The organism is uncultured Marinococcus sp., from assembly GCF_947493875.1.
Taxonomy (GTDB): Bacteria; Bacillota; Bacilli; order Bacillales; family Marinococcaceae; genus Marinococcus.
Map to the genome: position 1 here is coordinate 518,078 of NZ_CANLSU010000001.1, position 15,738 is coordinate 533,815.

Sequence of the window (15,738 nt, forward strand, 5' to 3'; positions counted from 1 at the left end):
CGGGCATCGAGAAAAAGGAGGATCTGAATTCCATGAATGCAGACTTTATGGAAGCATTGGACGTACTGGAAAATGACAAGGGAATCGATAAGGAAATAGTGCTCGAAGCCATCGAAGCCGCGTTGATTTCCGCCTATAAGCGAAACTTCAACCAGGCGCAGAATGTCCGGGTGGACGTCAACCGTGATACCGGATCGATTCACGTATTTGCCCGCAAGGAAGTGGTCGAAGAGGTATTCGATCCGCGGCTTGAAATCTCTCAGGAGGAAGCGCAGGCGATCAGCCCGTCGTACGAGCTGGACGACGTCGTGGAAATGGAAGTGACCCCGAAAAACTTCGGGCGCATCGCTGCCCAGACAGCGAAGCAGGTTGTGACCCAGCGCGTGCGCGAAGCCGAGCGCGGCATCATCTATTCCGATTTTATCGACCGTGAAGAGGATATTATGACCGGCATCGTGCAGCGTCAGGACCACCGCTTTATCTACGTGGACCTCGGGAAAGTAGAGGCGCTGCTGCCGCAGAGCGAGCAGATGCAAAATGAAACGTACAACCATAATGACCGCCTGAAAGCGTACATCACCAAAGTGGAAAAAACGACCAAGGGACCGCAGATTGTTATTTCCCGTACGCACCCGGGTCTTTTGAAACGGCTGTTTGAGCTTGAGGTGCCGGAGATTTATGACGGCACGGTGGAAATTATTTCAGTGGCACGGGAAGCGGGCGACCGCTCGAAAATCTCAGTGTTTGCGGACGATCCGGAAGTGGACCCGGTCGGCTCCTGCGTCGGTCCGAACGGCCAGCGCGTGCAGACGATCGTGAAAGAGCTGAAGGGCGAAAAAATCGACATCGTGCAGTGGTCGGATAATCCGGTGGAGTACGTCGCCAACTCATTGAGCCCGGCAAAAGCCCTCGATGTTCAGGTGAATGAAGAGGAAAAAAGCACGCTTGTCGTGGTACCGGACTACCAGCTTTCCCTTGCTATCGGCAAGCGCGGACAGAACGCCCGCCTGGCCGCCAAGCTCACCGGCTGGAAGATCGACATTAAAAGTGAAACTGAAGCTGAAGAGCTCGGAATCTTTTCGCCGGAGGATGCAGAAGAAATTCCGGTGACAAGCACAAGCATTGATTTAGATACAGAAGATTTGTAAAAATGAGGGTGAACGGCTATGGTTAAAAAAATTCCCATGAGAAAATGCATTATTACTGGAGAAGAAAAGCCCAAGAAAGAGTTGGTGCGAGTCGTTCGGGACCCGGATAACACCGTGTTTGTCGACCGCTCCGGCAAGAAGAACGGCCGGGGCGCGTATTTAACAGACAGTGATGATGTGTTTTTACAGGCGAAGGCCAAGGATTCGCTGAGCCGCCATTTAAAAGTAAAAGTAGCGGCCGAAGACTATGACCGTCTCCTCGAAGAGCGCAGAGGCGCGAGTCATGAACGATAAAGCATTATCCTTTCTCGGCCTTGCCGCGCGGGCAGGAGAGCTGAAAAGCGGAGATGATACCGTTCTTAAAACCGTGCAGACCAAAAAAGCACAGCTGGTCATCGTCGCTGGGGATGCCTCTGTCAATACGATTAAAAAGTTCACGGATAAAACAAGTTTTTATTCATGTCCTTTTCGGGTTGCCGGCACGAAAGCCGATCTCGGCGCGGCGATCGGAAAAGAATCAAGAACCATTTTATCCGTCACAGAACGCGGCTTTGCCAAAAAGCTGATAAAATTGATAGATGAAGAAATAAATTAAGAAGGACGTGTAGATGGACGAAAAACGAACAATATTCAGGAACGATATCTTTGGAAGGAATGTGATGTCACTATGAGTAAAGTGAGAAGCAATAAAACAAGAAACACCCAGGGAAACAGAGGCCCAAGCAAGAAAAAGACCACCCAGAAACGCCCGGGAGGCGGCCGCAAAGAACAGCAGGCCACACCGGAAAAGATCACATTTGCCGGCAGTCTTTCCGTCGGGGAACTGGCAGAAAAGCTGAATAAGGAAAGCTCTGAAATCATTAAAAAATTAATGAATCTCGGCGTGATGGCGACCATCAACGAAACGCTTGAGGCAGAAACCATTGAACTGATCGCTACGGATTACGGCGTAGCGGTGGAGCAGGAGGTAGTGGTGGATGAACTCGATATTGATAACTATGTCGAGCAGGACGATCCTGCAAAGCTGCAGGAACGCCCGCCGGTAGTAACGATTATGGGGCACGTCGACCACGGTAAAACGACGCTTCTCGACTCCATCCGCCATACGAAGGTAACCTCCGGGGAAGCCGGCGGCATTACCCAGCATATCGGTGCCTATCAGGTGGAAGAAAATAACAAGCTGATCACCTTCCTTGATACACCCGGACACGCAGCGTTTACGACCATGCGTGCACGCGGTGCGGAAGTGACCGATATTACGGTTCTGGTGGTCGCGGCTGACGACGGTGTCATGCCGCAGACAAGAGAAGCCATCAACCACGCCAAGGCGGCCGAGGTGCCAATTATTGTTGCGGTAAACAAGATGGATAAGGAAGGCGCGAACCCGGACCGGGTGATGCAGGAGCTGATGGAATTTCAGTTAGTGCCGGAAGCATACGGCGGGGAGACGATCTTTGTAAATCTTTCTGCAATTAACGGAGAAGGCATTGATGAGCTGCTTGAAATGATTCTGCTTGTTGCTGAAGTGGAAGACTTCAAAGCGAACCCGGACAAACGGGCGCGCGGAAGCGTCGTAGAAGCAGAGCTTGATAAAGGGCGCGGCCCGGTTGCGACTCTGCTCGTGCAAAACGGTACGCTGAATGTCGGCGAACCGATTGTAGTCGGCAACGCCTTTGGACGGATCCGGGCAATGGTGGATGACCTTGGCCGTCAGGTGAAAAGCGCAGGGCCATCCAAGCCGGTGGAAATCATCGGCCTGAACGATGTGCCTCAGGCAGGCGACCCATTTGTCGTCTTTGAGGAAGAGAAAAAAGCCCGCCAGATTGCCGATGCGCGTAAGAGCCGGGCAAAGGATGCCGAGCGGGCACAAACATCGAAAATCAACCTCGACGATCTGTTCAGCCAGATCCAGGAAAACGATATGAAAGAAATCAACGTGATTGTGAAAGCGGACGTCCAGGGCTCGGTTGAAGCGCTGCGCGGATCACTTGAAAAAATAGAAGTAGAAGGCTGCAAAATCAATATTGTCCATGCCGGTGCCGGCGCGATAGCAGAATCAGACGTGATCCTCGCTTCGGCCTCCAACGCGATCATTATCGGCTTTAACGTCCGTCCGGACGTAAACGCCAAGCGTACGGCAGATGCAGAGAATGTGGATCTTCGTCTTCACCAGGTTATCTACAATGCGATTGAAGAAATTGAAACAGCCATGAAAGGCATGCTCGACCCAATCTATGAAGAGCGCGTGCTCGGACAGGTTGAAGTGCGTCAGCTGTTTAAAGTCTCCCGCGTTGGTACGATTGCCGGAAGCTATGTGCTCGAAGGCAAAATCACCCGGGACTCCAAAGTCCGTGTCGTACGTGACGGCGTGGTAATTTTCGACGGCGGCATCAAGGATCTGAAGCGTTATAAAGACGATGCCAAGGAAGTTGCCTCCGGCTACGAGTGCGGTGTAACCCTTGAGAACTTTAACGACCTTAAAGAAGGCGACATTATGGAGCCGTATATCATGGAGGAAGTTAAACGCACATGATCGGCGTCGTCCATGTAGAGTGCATGCTTTATGAAGCGAGTCACTTAAAGCAGAAACGGGCGGTGCTTCAGAGCGTAAAAACAAAGCTGAAGCACCGCAACCTCTCCGTGGCGGAAACGGATTATCAGGAGCTTTGGCAGCGGGCAGCTCTGTCGATTGTCACTGTGCATAATGAAAAGGCCGGGGCAGAAAAAGAGCTGCAGCGTGCCATTCATATGATTGAAAGTTATACGGAATGGGAAATAACCTCCGTACACTATGAATGGTTATAGGAGGAACAGTGATGGCTAATATACGTGCTCAGCGTGTAGGAGAGCAGATTAAAAAAGAAGTATCGGATATTTTTGCGCGCGGAATCAAAGATCCGCGGGTGCAGTTTGTAACGGTAACCGACGTAGAGGTGACCGGAGATCTGCAGCAGGCAACGATTTTCATAACGGTTCTCGGAGAAGAAAAAGACAAAGAGGAAGCGTTTCAGGGCCTCGAAAAAGCCCGGGGATTCATCCGCAGTGAAATCGGAAAACGAATCCAGCTTCGCAAAACACCGGAAATCTTCTTTTCCTTCGATGAATCGATCGAATACGGCAACCGCATTGAATCGCTTCTGCGCGATTTAAATGAGCGGGAGAAGTAGAAGAAGGAAGCTGTTTTAAAGTTGGAAAAGCTGTTGCTGACTTTGAAACAGCTTTTCCTATGTACATTGAATTCTGAAACGGAAGTGAGCGAAACAGCCCTATGATTGATGGAATCATTCCTTTGTGGAAAGAAGCAGGGGTTACGTCCCATGATTGTGTAGTGCGTGCACGCCGGCTGCTCAAAACAAAAAAAATCGGTCATTCCGGTACGCTTGATCCGTCAGTGACCGGTGTGCTCCCGCTTTGTGTCGGAAAAGCCACCAAGGCGGTGGATTACCTGCACGAAGCCCCAAAAGCGTATGAAGGAATCATCACTCTTGGGAAAACGACCACGACTGAAGACGCTGACGGGGAAACGGTGGCGACCCTTCAGGTAAAAAAGGCTCCGGCAAGGCACAGCATCGAAGCAGCGCTTGAAGCGCTGACCGGAACGGTAACCCAGGTGCCGCCCATGTATTCAGCCGTCAAAGTACGGGGGCGCAAGCTGTACGAATATGCCCGGGAAGGCATAGAGGTCGAGCGTCCTGTGCGGGAAGCCCGTATTTATGATTTCCGGCTGCTTGAGATGGACGTGGCTCCGCAGGACGGAGAATTTTCCTTTAAGGTGCATGTGAGCTGCAGCAAAGGAACCTACGTGCGCACCCTGGCTGTCGACGCCGGGGAAAAGCTCGGTTATCCGGCGCACCTGCAGCAGCTCGTCCGGACGGCGTCCGGCGGGTTTGGGCCGGAGCACAGCTCCACGTGGAAGGAGCTCGAAGCCCTGTTTGCCAAAGACAGTCTCGCAGACGCCGCGTACCCGGTAGACTGGGCCGTGGCTCACCTTCCGGCCATCACAGTGTCGGAGAAAACAGCAGAGCAGATCAGTCACGGGCGCGTGCTGCCGGCAGAATGGTTCCGGGAGCAGACGATGGCAGTAAAGGCAGAGAGCGGAAAGCCGCTGGCCGTATATACGGCGCATCCGGATAAGCCCGGCATTTTCAAACCAAAAACAATGCTTCTTTGATAGCGTGAATGAAAGAATATCGGCAGGTGAAAATAATGGAAGTTCATCATCTTGTACATCCACATACGTTAACGGCCTCGCTCTCAGAACCGAAAGTGATGGCGCTGGGGTACTTCGACGGGGTGCATCGCGGCCACGCCGAAGTGATTGAAAAGGCCCGGCAGACAGCAGAAGACAGGGGGCTGCCGCTCGCTGTTATGACCTTCCATCCGCACCCGAAGGTGGTACTCTCAAAGCAGACGGAAGAGGATATGTTCTATTTGACCCCGCTGGAGGAAAAACAGCGTATTCTCGAATCGCTCGGAGTGGAAAAGCTGTACATTGTGCGGTTTGACCAGGATTTTGCGTCCCTCGACCCTCAGGCTTTTGTGGATGCTTATATCATTGATCTCGGCGTAAAGCACGCGGTGGCCGGATTTGATTTTTCGTACGGGAAATTCGGGCGCGGTACGATGGAGACGCTCCCGTATCATTCAAGGGACGCCTTTACATTTTCCACGGTATCCCCGTATACCGAAGACGGAGAGAAGGTGAGCTCCACCTGGATCCGCCGGATGGTGGAGGAGGGGGAAATGGTCAAAGCCGCCCGTCTGCTCGGACGCTGGTATACATTCGAAGGTACTGTCGTCGAAGGGGAGAAACGCGGACGGACGATCGGTTTTCCAACGGCCAACATCCAGTCCGAAGAGCCGTACCTGCTTCCAAACGACGGCGTGTACGCCGTGCGCGCACTGATCGATGGCCGATGGTACCGCGGGATGTGCAATATTGGCTACAAGCCGACATTTCACGACGAACGGGACGGCCCGCCGGAAATTGAAGTTCATCTGTTTGAGTTCAATGGAGATATTTACGGTAAAACGGTCCGGATTGAGTGGCGGGACCGACTGCGCGGGGAAGTGAAATTTCCTTCTCTCGATGCACTTGTTTCCCAGCTGCATGAGGACAAACGCTCCGCCGAGCAGGTGCTCCAGCAGGAAATCAGGGATTAAAACCTGTTTTTCCTTGCGTTTTTCCTGTTCAAAAGGTAAGATGGTTGATGTATGGAAACTACTTCTTGGCTTGCACGCGCCTCCTGCGGCTTGCGAGGAAATAGTTGAAACAAAATAACAAAAGGAGGTCGACTGAATGGCTTTAACACCAGAGCGTAAATCAGAGTTGATCGAAGAGTACAAAACACATGAAGGCGACACCGGTTCCCCGGAAGTACAGATCGCTATTTTAACGGAGCAGATCGTTTCGTTGAACGGACACCTGCGTGAGCATAAAAAGGACCACCATTCCCGCCGCGGGCTTTTGAAAATGGTTGGTAAGCGCCGTAACCTGTTAACGTACGTTCGTAATCAGGATATCACGCGTTACCGCGACATCATTAATAAACTCGGCTTGCGCCGTTAAGAAGTACTGGGAAGCGGGAGGTATCTCCCGCTTTTTCTCTTACCTAAAAACAATTATGTGCATAACGTATGCGGCTGTGCGGTATGAATTGACCCCTTACGCACATCTCACAAGCTTAGCGCGTAAGCAGCGGGACTTCCGCGCTAAGCTTGTGCGCACGAAAGGGTTTCCAGCCAGCAGGAAGTACCGGCGGGATGGAGCATTTATACCCGGATAGGCAGGCGTATACGTGAAAAAACGTATAGGAGGTCCTGAAATTTGGAACAAGAAAAGAAAACCTACTCAATTGAATGGGCGGGGCAGACGCTGACCGTCGAAACAGGCCACATAGCAAAACAGGCCAACGGAGCGGTCATGATCCGCTACGGAGACACCGTCGTACTTTCCACCGTGACGGCTTCAAAGGAACCAAAGGATCTTCCGTTCTTCCCGCTTACGGTAAATTACGAAGAGCGGCTGTATGCGGCAGGGAAAATTCCCGGCGGCTTTATTAAGCGCGAAGGACGCCCGAGCGAAACGGCGGTTTTAACGAGTCGTCTGATTGACCGGCCGATCCGCCCGCTTTTCCCGGACGGCTTCCGTAACGATGTGCAGGTAATCAACATGGTGATGAGCGTGGACCAGTCCGCTTCTCCGGAAATTGCGGCCATGGTCGGCTCCTCGCTTGCTCTCTCCCTGTCGGATATTCCGTTTTACGGCCCGGTTTCAGGTGCCGTTATTGGACGGGTCGACGGCGAGTTTGTCGTCAATCCGTCGGAATCCGAAGCGGCGAGAAGCGACATTGAACTGACGGTTGCCGGCACGAAAAACGCCATAAACATGGTGGAGGCCGGAGCGGACGAAGTGCCGGAGGAAACAATGCTTGAAGGCATTATGTTCGGCCACGAAGAAATCAAGCGCCTGGTGGAATTCCAAGAAGGTATTATCAGTGAGCTTGGCCGGGAGAAAATGGAAGTACAGCTGTCCCAGACGGACAAAGACCTCGAGGAAACGATCAGAAGCGAGTTCCAGGACTCCGTAAAAGAAGCGGTAATGGTCAACGATAAAAAAGAGCGCGACGTGGCTATTCAGGAGCTGAAAACGCAGATCTCCGAGCCATATGAAGAAGAAGAGCAGCATAGCGAGGTAAAGGACATCTTTGAAAAACTTGTCAAAGCAGAGTTCCGCCGCCTGATCACCGAGGAGCATATCCGTCCGGACGGACGCGGTCCGGACGACATCCGCCAGCTGACATCCGAGGTGGACATTCTGCCGCGCACGCACGGCTCCGGTTTGTTTACCCGCGGCCAGACGCAGGCGCTAAGCATCTGCACGCTCGGCGCTCTCGGAGAAGTTCAGATCATCGACGGCCTCGGCACCGAAACGTCGAAGCGGTTTTTGCATCACTATAACTTCCCGAACTTCAGTGTCGGGGAAACCGGTCCGATCCGCGGACCGGGCCGGCGCGAAATCGGGCACGGCGCTCTCGGCGAACGCGCCCTGGAAAAGGTCGTTCCATCCGAAGAGGAGTTCCCGTATACGATCCGCCTGGTATCTGAAGTGCTTGAATCCAACGGCTCCACCTCCCAGGCAAGCATCTGCGCGAGCACGCTTGCCATGATGGACGCCGGTGTGCCGATCAAGTCACCGGTGGCCGGTATTGCGATGGGGCTTGTAAAAGAAGGCGATGACCTGGCTGTGTTAACCGACATTCAGGGCATGGAAGACGCCCTTGGCGACATGGACTTTAAAGTAGCCGGAACGGCAGACGGCGTAACGGCACTGCAAATGGACATTAAGCTGGCGGGTATTGACCGCGAAGTGCTCGAATTTGCTCTCAAACGGGCAAAGGTGGCACGCATGAAGGTACTCGAAAACATGCTCGCTACGATCAGCGAGACACGCGGCGAGCTTTCCCCGTACGCTCCGAAAATCATGTCCATGCATATCAAGCCGGATAAAATCCGTGATGTAATCGGCCCGAGCGGGAAAACGATCAATCAGATCATCGAGGATACCGGCGTGAAAATTGATATCGAGCAGGACGGCACTGTCTTTATTTCCTCGACCGAGCAGGAGAAGAACGAGGAAGCGAAAAAAATCATTGAAGATTTAATTCGTGAAGTAGAGCCGGGCGAGACGTATTTAGGAAAGGTCAAACGTGTCGAGAAATTTGGCGCCTTCGTGGAGCTGTTTAAAGGAAAAGAAGGCCTCGTCCATATTTCCCAGCTGAACCACGAGCGCGTAAACAAAGTGGAAGATGTGGTCTCCATCGGGGACGAAGTCATGGTTAAAGTAACAGAAATAGACAATCAGGGACGGATTAACCTATCGAGAAAAGCGTTGCTTGCAAAAGAAAGCTCCGACACCTCTTCTCAGTAATCCAGCTATAGATCAGCAGGGACTTGGATTTCCAGGTCCTTTTTTTTATAAATTTAGAGAGAATAAAAGAAGGAGGTCCAGGCAGATGGCGGAAACAAAGTATCTTTCAAACGGGGTAAGGCTGGTCTCAGAGCAGATTCCGCACGTGCGCTCGGTCTCGCTCGGCCTGTGGATAGACGCAGGGTCGAGGCAGGAGCGGGCAGAGGAAAATGGAATGGCTCATTTTATTGAACATATGCTGTTTAAAGGCACCTCCCAACGGAGCGCGGCAGACATTGCCGGCTATTTTGACCGTATCGGCGGGGAAATGGAAGCTTTTACGGCGAAGGATACCACCTGCCTTCAGGCAACCGTGCTTGATGAACATGCGGAGCAGACAGCCGAAGTGTTTGCCGATATGTTCTTTCATTCCCGCTTTGATCCCGAGGATGTGGAAAAAGAACGGAATGTGATTCTGGAGGAAATTAGCATGGTGGAGGACACCCCGGATGACATCATTCACGATATGCTCTGGCAGGCGTCCTACGGCACCCATCCGCTGGCCCGGCCGATTCTCGGCACGAGGGAGGTGCTGCGTGAAATAACCCGGGAGCGTCTGCTCGATTTTTTTCATGACCATTATACGCCGGAGCGAATTGTTATTTCGGCTGCCGGTCATGTGAGCGAAGAGCTGCTTGCCTGCCTTGAACGTTTATTTGCCGGCTGGGGGCACGGGCGCCGGGCGGAAAACCGGGAGGAGCGGGCCGTGTTCGTTCCGGGAAGAGAAGTGAAGCACAGGGAAACCGAACAGGCTCATCTGTGTCTTGGTTTCCCGGGCGTTTCGCGTTTTCATGACCATTACTTTGCGGAAGTGCTCTGGAACAACCTGCTCGGCGGTTCCATGAGCAGCCGCCTGTTTCAGGAAGTCCGGGAGGACCGGGGCCTGGCGTATTCCATCTTTTCTTCGTTTGAAGCCTTTGAATGTACTGGCTTTCATACGATTTACAGTGCGGCAGCCCCGGAGCGGGTCGGGGAGCTGCTTGAGACCATCGATGGGCTGTTTGAACGTTTATCCGCTGGAAATATCAAAGAAGTGGAGATTGACAACCACCGGTCGCAGCTGAAATCAGCTTTTGTGCTCGGGCTGGAATCGTCAGCGGCCCGCATGGCCCGGAACGCAAGAAACGAAATGCTGTTCGGCCGGCACCCCGGCATTGATGAAACCCTGGACAGGCTTGGCAGTGTACAGCTCGACCAAGTCGTGGAACGGGGGCTTGTGATGATGCAGACGCCGCCGAGTGCATCGCTCATCCAGCCAAACGGCCATGTGCCGGAGCTATTAAAGAAAAACAGCTCCAATTTCAGCGTGAGCATTGAAGAATAAGCCAGAATTGTCCTTTTCAGCGCTGACAAGTGTGGTAAAATAAAGCAAAGTTTGTTTTAATAAATGTGAAATGGATGAACCAGAAAGGGAGAATAAACATGTCCAACGAAACATATAAAGTAGCGGTCGTCGGCGCAACCGGCGCCGTCGGCCAGCAGATGCTGAAAACCCTGGAAGATAAAAACTTTCCCGTCGGAGAGCTGAAATTATTATCTTCAAGCCGCTCCGCCGGTAAAAAAATGACGTTCAAGGGCCAGGAATACACGCTGGAGGAAGCAAAGCCGGAATCGTTTGAAGGTGTTCAGATTGCCTTGTTTTCCGCCGGGGGCTCCATATCCAAAGCGCTGGCTCCGGAAGCGGTTAAACGGGGGGCGATTGTCGTGGACAATACAAGCGCCTACCGCATGGATCCCGACACCCCGCTTGTTGTGCCGGAAGTAAATGAAGAGGATCTGCACAAACACAACGGCATTATCGCCAATCCGAACTGCTCGACAATTCAGATGGCGGTGGCCCTCGAGCCGATCCGGCAGAAATACGGACTGAAAAAAGTAATTGTTTCCACGTATCAGGCAGTATCTGGTGCCGGACTTGAAGCGGTGGATGAAATGAACACCCAGTCGACGGCAGTACTGAACGGTGAAGAAGCAGAAGCTAATCTTATGCCGGTCAGCGGCGACAAAAAGCACTACCAGATCGCCTTCAATGCAATCCCGCAGATCGATAAATTCCAGGATAACGGCTATACGTTCGAAGAAATGAAAATGATCAATGAAACGAAAAAAATTCTCCATATGGACGATCTCCCGGTAGCGGCAACGTGCGTGCGTCTCCCGGTTGCCACCGGCCATTCGGAGTCAGTGTATATTGAAACAGAGACCGGCAATCCCGATGTCAAAGAGCTGCAGCAGACGCTGTCCGATGGCGACGGCATCACTCTTCAGGACGACCCGTCCGACCAGGTGTATCCGATGGCTGTTAACAGCGTCGGCCTGCCGGATGTATTTGTCGGCCGTATCCGCCGCGATCTTGACCGCGAAAATGCGTATCATTTCTGGGTCGTATCGGATAATCTTCTAAAAGGTGCTGCATATAACTCGGTACAGATTGCCGAAAGCCTGATCCGCCTTAATCTGATCAAATAACCTGTGAGGGAGCCAAACCGATGAATATAATCGTTCAAAAATTTGGCGGCACGTCTGTAAAAACGAAGGAACTGCGTGAGCAGGCCGCCGGCCATATCGAAGACGCGGTGCGTGAGGGCTATAAGGTGGTGGTCGTCGTTTCCGCCATGGGCCGGAGCGGGGACCCCTACGCCACCGACACCCTTCTCAGCCTCATTGATGAAAGCGCTCCGGGAGAGGGCGGAGCCGAACGCGACCTGTTGGTATCGTGCGGCGAAACCATATCCGCTGTGGTGTTTACGGAGCTTCTGCGCTCGAAGCAGCTGAAGGCGGCTGCCTTAAACGGAGCACAGGCCGGGTTTATTACCGACAGCAATCACGGCAACGCCAAAATCATTGATATGCGCACGGAAAAAGTGGAAGAACTGCTTGCCACCCACGACGCTGTTGTCGTTACAGGTTTTCAGGGCGTCAGCGAGGACGGGATGATTACAACGCTCGGGCGCGGCGGCAGCGACACGTCGGCAACTGCGCTCGGCACGGCCCTGAAGGCGGAGTGGGTGGATATTTTCACCGACGTCGAAGGCATGATGACGGCAGATCCCCGCGTGGTGGAAGACGCGAGGCTGCTTTCCACCGTCACCTATCAGGAAATCTGCAATATGGCGTACCAGGGGGCGAAGGTTATCCACCCCCGGGCGGTTGAAATTGCGATGCAGGGCAAAGTGCCGATCCGTATCCGGTCGACGTCGACCAAAGAGCCAGGCACGCTGATTACGTCCATGCTCGGAGGGGCTCCGGGCCGGGAGGTGGCTGAACGCCTGATTACCGGCATTGCCCACATTCCGTCGCTTACTCAGATCAGCGTCTTGGCGGATGCAAAGCAGGCCGGGGATATGCATGCCCGCGTGTTTCAGCGGATGGAAAATCTCGGATTGAGTGTGGACTTTATTAACATCGGGCTTGAAAGCGCCGTGTTCACCGTCCCGGACCCGCATGCAAAAATAGCGGTCGATGCCCTTGAAGAAGACGGCTGGAGCATTTCGGCGGTGCCTCACTGCGCCAAAGTCAGCGTTGTTGGCGCCGGTATGACCGGTGTGCCGGGTGTTGCTTCTAAAATTGTTACCGCGCTGTCAGAAGCCGGGGTGCCGATTTTACAATCGGCGGATTCGCATACGACCATCTGGGCACTTGTGCGTGAACAGGATACAGACAAAGCTGTCTCCGCCCTTCACCGCGTATTTGATCTCGGACGTGCCGGTGTACGTCCCCCATCTGTTTCCTAGTAAGCTGCAGAGGCTCATCACGATTCGCACCGATTCCCTGCAGATGAGAGAAAGGAGCCGACCTATGGCTTTTGGACAGTTACTTACAGCAATGGTTACACCTTTTCATGAAAATGGCGACATTCACTGGGAGCAAGTCGAGCAGCTGACGGAGCATTTGATTGCGACAAAAAGCGACGGTGTCGTTGTAGCCGGCACCACCGGAGAATCCCCGACACTCAGCAGTGAAGAGAAGCTTCAGCTGTTCCGCCGGGTAAAAGACATTGCCGGCAGCCGGATGGATGTGATCGGCGGCGTCGGTACGAACAACACGGCGTACTCCGCCGACCTGGCGAACGAAGCGACAAAGATCGGGATTGACGGCTTAATGGCAGTAACACCGTACTACAACAAGCCGAACCAGGAAGGCATGTATCAGCATTTTCAGCGGATTGCCGCAGCCACGACGCTGCCCCTGATGATTTATAATATTCCGGGGCGCTGCATCGTTAACCTGCTGCCGGAAACGCTGCTTAGGCTTGCGGAGGTTTCCAATATTACCTCGGTGAAAGAGGCGTGCGGAAACCTTGATCAGATCTCGCACTTTCTGTCTTCTGCGCCGAAGGATTTCCAGCTGTTCAGCGGCGATGATTCGCTGACGCTCCCGACGCTTTCGGTTGGCGGCGACGGCGTGGTCTCTGTGGCGGCGCACATTGCCGGGGAGGATCTGCAGCAGATGATGACGGATTTCTTTTCCGGACGCGTGCAGCGGGCGGCAGAAGCGCACCGGGCGCTTCTGCCGAAGATGCGGGCCTGCTTTATGGCTCCGAACCCGTCTCCGGTAAAGGCGATGCTTGAACAGATGGGCATTACCGGCCGCTATACCCGGCTCCCGCTCGTGCCGCTGACGGATGCCGAAATCCGCCAGCTTGAGCAGTGGTTTACCGCTGCTTCCTAAGGATTATTTTCATCAGGACACCGCCAGCCCCGCTGACGGTGTCCCGTTTTATATACATACAATCCAGAAAAAAGAAATTGCCGGTGCGAGGCCGCGCAAAATGCCTGGTCTCAATAGTTTCTCTTGTATTTCAAAAACCGCCTGGGTTATACTGAGTATAAGTGATTTGTGCGGAAACCATTCACTCAAAGGGAAAAATGTTTCTTTTTGGGGCCGTAAATCGACGTCAGCAATAATTCATTTTTAAATTAGGAGGAAATATACTTTGGCCACACAAGCGAATGGTAACGTTCGTGTTTTTTCCCTTGGCGGTATCGGGGAAATCGGAAAAAATATGTACGTTATAGAATCGGAACAGGACATGATTGTTATAGACGCAGGACTAATGTTTCCAGAAGATGACATGCTCGGAATTGATATCGTTATTCCGGATATTTCATACTTAACCCAGAACAAGGAAAAGCTCCGCGGGATCTTTTTGACCCACGGACACGAAGACCATATCGGAGCATTAACCTATATTCTCCGCCAGGTGCACGTGCCGATCTACGGCACCAAGCTCACGCTTGGCATCGTGGAGTCGTACGTAAAAGAAAAAGGACTCCGCAAGAAACCGGATTTCCGGGTGGTGCACGACAACAGTGTGATCCAGACCGGTCAGCTGAAGACAAGCTTTTTCCGGACCAACCACAGCATTCCGGATTCGGTCGGCATGGTCGTCCAGACGCCGGAGGGCATTATTGTACACACCGGCGACTTTAAATTTGACCAGACGCCGGTCGACGGGCAGTATACGAGTCTTGATAAATTGACCGAAATCGGTAAAAAGGGTGTGCTCTGCCTGCTTTCCGACAGCATTAATGCGGAAGTGCCGGGCGTAAGTCCGTCAGAAGCGATTGCCGGCAACGGCATCATGGATATCTTTCTTGAAACTGAAGGGCGCATTGTGATTACCACCTTTGCGACAAATATCCACCGCATTCAGCAGGTGATCCATGCAGCAGAAGAGAGCGGCCGCAGGATTGCCGTGAATGGCCAGGCAATGGAAAAAACGATTGAAATTTCGCGCCGGCTCGGGTACCTGGATGCCGAAGACGATATCTTCATTACGACCGATCAGGTCGAGGATATGGATCCGAAGAAAGTGGCTATTTTATGCACGGGCAGCCAGGGCGAGCCAGTCTCTGCGCTGATGAATATGGCAAAGGGCGAAGACGACAATTTAACCATTGAAGAAGGCGATATGGTTATTATTGCTGCCAACCCGGTAGCCGGAAATGAAAAAACAGTATCGCAGACGATCGACTTTCTCTACCAGATCGGAGCAGAGGTCGTTATGGGGGAAAACGTGCACTCCTCCGGCCACGCCCGTCAGGAAGAGCTCAAAATGATGCTGAACCTGGTGAAGCCGCAGTACTTTATTCCAGTGCACGGCGAGTACCGGATGCAGTTTGTACACGGGGAGCTTGCGGAAGAAACCGGCATGGATCCAAACAACGTCTTTCTGCTTGATAAAGGAGAGGTTGTGGAATTCAGCAAGGGCAAAGCCGTAAAAACCGGCAAGGTACCGGCCGGCAACGTCTTAATTGACGGCCTTGGCATCGGCGATGTGGGTAATATTGTCCTTCGCGACCGCCGCCTGCTTTCCGAAGACGGAATCCTCGTGGTCGTGGTGACGCTCAGCAAAAAGTCCGGCACCATCGTCAGCGGTCCGGATATTATTTCCCGCGGCTTCGTTTACGTGCGCGAATCCGAAGAGCTGATGGAAAAAGCGCATAAAAAAGTATCCGAAACGCTGGAGAAATCGATCAGTGAAAATGTGAGCGAATGGTCGACGCTAAAAAGCAGCATCCGGGACTCCATGAGCCGCTTTCTGTTTGAAAAAACCAAACGGCGCCCGATGATTCTGCCGATTATTATGGAAATTTAAAAGCACGCGAAAAGCTTGCC

14 protein-coding genes and 2 pseudogenes are annotated in these 15,738 nt (G+C 52.9%); all 16 read left to right on the top strand.

The annotated features are described in order from the left end of the window. Nucleotides 1-32: 32 nt before the first annotated feature. The 16 genes and pseudogenes from nusA (at nt 33) to Q0757_RS02655 (ending at nt 15,718) form a co-directional block, all read left to right on the top strand. The gene (gene nusA / locus Q0757_RS02580) at nt 33-1,148 is read left to right on the top strand and encodes a transcription termination factor NusA (RefSeq protein WP_298784400.1); all 1,116 of its coding nucleotides are present in this window, start codon (nt 33-35) and stop codon (nt 1,146-1,148) included. A gap of 18 nt (nt 1,149-1,166) precedes the next feature. Then, nucleotides 1,167-1,442 (top strand): RNase P modulator RnpM, encoded by a 276-nt coding sequence (locus Q0757_RS02585; protein WP_298784402.1) that lies wholly within the window; start codon nt 1,167-1,169, stop codon nt 1,440-1,442. Continuing rightward, nucleotides 1,432-1,701 (top strand): annotated as a pseudogene (locus Q0757_RS02590) (ribosomal L7Ae/L30e/S12e/Gadd45 family protein); the annotation flags it as partial. The gene Q0757_RS02585 and the pseudogene Q0757_RS02590, both read left to right, overlap by 11 nt. A gap of 18 nt (nt 1,702-1,719) precedes the next feature. Further along, a pseudogene (infB, locus tag Q0757_RS02595) lies at nt 1,720-3,681 on the top strand (translation initiation factor IF-2); the annotation flags it as partial. Next, nucleotides 3,678-3,953 carry a DUF503 domain-containing protein gene (locus Q0757_RS02600; RefSeq protein ID WP_298784408.1) on the top strand — a complete coding sequence of 92 codons (276 nt, stop codon included), beginning with the start codon at nt 3,678-3,680 and terminating at the stop codon, nt 3,951-3,953. The pseudogene infB and the gene Q0757_RS02600, both read left to right, overlap by 4 nt. A gap of 11 nt (nt 3,954-3,964) precedes the next feature. Beyond that, nucleotides 3,965-4,315, top strand: coding sequence for a 30S ribosome-binding factor RbfA (gene rbfA, locus Q0757_RS02605; protein WP_022792811.1), 351 nt, complete (start codon nt 3,965-3,967; stop codon nt 4,313-4,315). Between the two features lie 101 nt (nt 4,316-4,416). Continuing rightward, nucleotides 4,417-5,319 carry a tRNA pseudouridine(55) synthase TruB gene (gene truB / locus Q0757_RS02610; protein WP_366139508.1) on the top strand — a complete coding sequence of 301 codons (903 nt, stop codon included), beginning with the start codon at nt 4,417-4,419 and terminating at the stop codon, nt 5,317-5,319. A 35-nt stretch (nt 5,320-5,354) separates the two neighbouring features. Beyond that, nucleotides 5,355-6,311 (top strand): bifunctional riboflavin kinase/FAD synthetase, encoded by a 957-nt coding sequence (locus Q0757_RS02615; RefSeq protein ID WP_298784411.1) that lies wholly within the window; start codon nt 5,355-5,357, stop codon nt 6,309-6,311. A 136-nt stretch (nt 6,312-6,447) separates the two neighbouring features. Further along, the gene (rpsO, locus tag Q0757_RS02620; RefSeq protein ID WP_298784413.1) at nt 6,448-6,717 is read left to right on the top strand and encodes a 30S ribosomal protein S15; all 270 of its coding nucleotides are present in this window, start codon (nt 6,448-6,450) and stop codon (nt 6,715-6,717) included. Between the two features lie 258 nt (nt 6,718-6,975). Continuing rightward, the gene (locus Q0757_RS02625; RefSeq protein WP_298784415.1) at nt 6,976-9,078 is read left to right on the top strand and encodes a polyribonucleotide nucleotidyltransferase; all 2,103 of its coding nucleotides are present in this window, start codon (nt 6,976-6,978) and stop codon (nt 9,076-9,078) included. A gap of 85 nt (nt 9,079-9,163) precedes the next feature. After that, a complete protein-coding gene (locus Q0757_RS02630) occupies nt 9,164-10,441 on the top strand; it encodes a pitrilysin family protein (RefSeq protein ID WP_298784417.1) in 1,278 nt (425 codons plus the stop codon). 98 nt (nt 10,442-10,539) lie between these two features. Next, complete coding sequence (gene asd / locus Q0757_RS02635) at nt 10,540-11,586, top strand: aspartate-semialdehyde dehydrogenase (protein WP_298784419.1); 1,047 nt, start codon at nt 10,540-10,542, stop codon at nt 11,584-11,586. Between the two features lie 20 nt (nt 11,587-11,606). Beyond that, nucleotides 11,607-12,851 carry an aspartate kinase gene (dapG, locus tag Q0757_RS02640; protein ID WP_298784421.1) on the top strand — a complete coding sequence of 415 codons (1,245 nt, stop codon included), beginning with the start codon at nt 11,607-11,609 and terminating at the stop codon, nt 12,849-12,851. A 64-nt stretch (nt 12,852-12,915) separates the two neighbouring features. Beyond that, nucleotides 12,916-13,788, top strand: a complete 873-nt coding sequence (dapA, locus tag Q0757_RS02645; RefSeq protein ID WP_298784423.1) for a 4-hydroxy-tetrahydrodipicolinate synthase — start codon at nt 12,916-12,918, stop codon at nt 13,786-13,788. Continuing rightward, nucleotides 13,760-14,035, top strand: coding sequence for a hypothetical protein (locus tag Q0757_RS02650; RefSeq protein WP_298784425.1), 276 nt, complete (start codon nt 13,760-13,762; stop codon nt 14,033-14,035). The genes dapA and Q0757_RS02650 overlap by 29 nt, the downstream gene beginning before the upstream one ends. 18 nt (nt 14,036-14,053) lie before the next feature. After that, a complete protein-coding gene (locus tag Q0757_RS02655; protein ID WP_298784427.1) occupies nt 14,054-15,718 on the top strand; it encodes a ribonuclease J in 1,665 nt (554 codons plus the stop codon). Nucleotides 15,719-15,738: the final 20 nt, after the last annotated feature.

What these genes read in the sequence shown, in the direction of transcription:
- nusA (WP_298784400.1), top strand. Translation starts at nt 33, where the DNA reads ATGAATGCAGACTTTATGGAAGCATTGGACGTACTGGAAAATGACAAG.
- Q0757_RS02585 (WP_298784402.1), top strand. Translation starts at nt 1,167, where the DNA reads ATGGTTAAAAAAATTCCCATGAGAAAATGCATTATTACTGGAGAAGAA.
- Q0757_RS02600 (WP_298784408.1), top strand. Translation starts at nt 3,678, where the DNA reads ATGATCGGCGTCGTCCATGTAGAGTGCATGCTTTATGAAGCGAGTCAC.
- rbfA (WP_022792811.1), top strand. Translation starts at nt 3,965, where the DNA reads ATGGCTAATATACGTGCTCAGCGTGTAGGAGAGCAGATTAAAAAAGAA.
- truB (WP_366139508.1), top strand. Translation starts at nt 4,417, where the DNA reads ATGATTGATGGAATCATTCCTTTGTGGAAAGAAGCAGGGGTTACGTCC.
- Q0757_RS02615 (WP_298784411.1), top strand. Translation starts at nt 5,355, where the DNA reads ATGGAAGTTCATCATCTTGTACATCCACATACGTTAACGGCCTCGCTC.
- rpsO (WP_298784413.1), top strand. Translation starts at nt 6,448, where the DNA reads ATGGCTTTAACACCAGAGCGTAAATCAGAGTTGATCGAAGAGTACAAA.
- Q0757_RS02630 (WP_298784417.1), top strand. Translation starts at nt 9,164, where the DNA reads ATGGCGGAAACAAAGTATCTTTCAAACGGGGTAAGGCTGGTCTCAGAG.
- asd (WP_298784419.1), top strand. Translation starts at nt 10,540, where the DNA reads ATGTCCAACGAAACATATAAAGTAGCGGTCGTCGGCGCAACCGGCGCC.
- dapG (WP_298784421.1), top strand. Translation starts at nt 11,607, where the DNA reads ATGAATATAATCGTTCAAAAATTTGGCGGCACGTCTGTAAAAACGAAG.
- dapA (WP_298784423.1), top strand. Translation starts at nt 12,916, where the DNA reads ATGGCTTTTGGACAGTTACTTACAGCAATGGTTACACCTTTTCATGAA.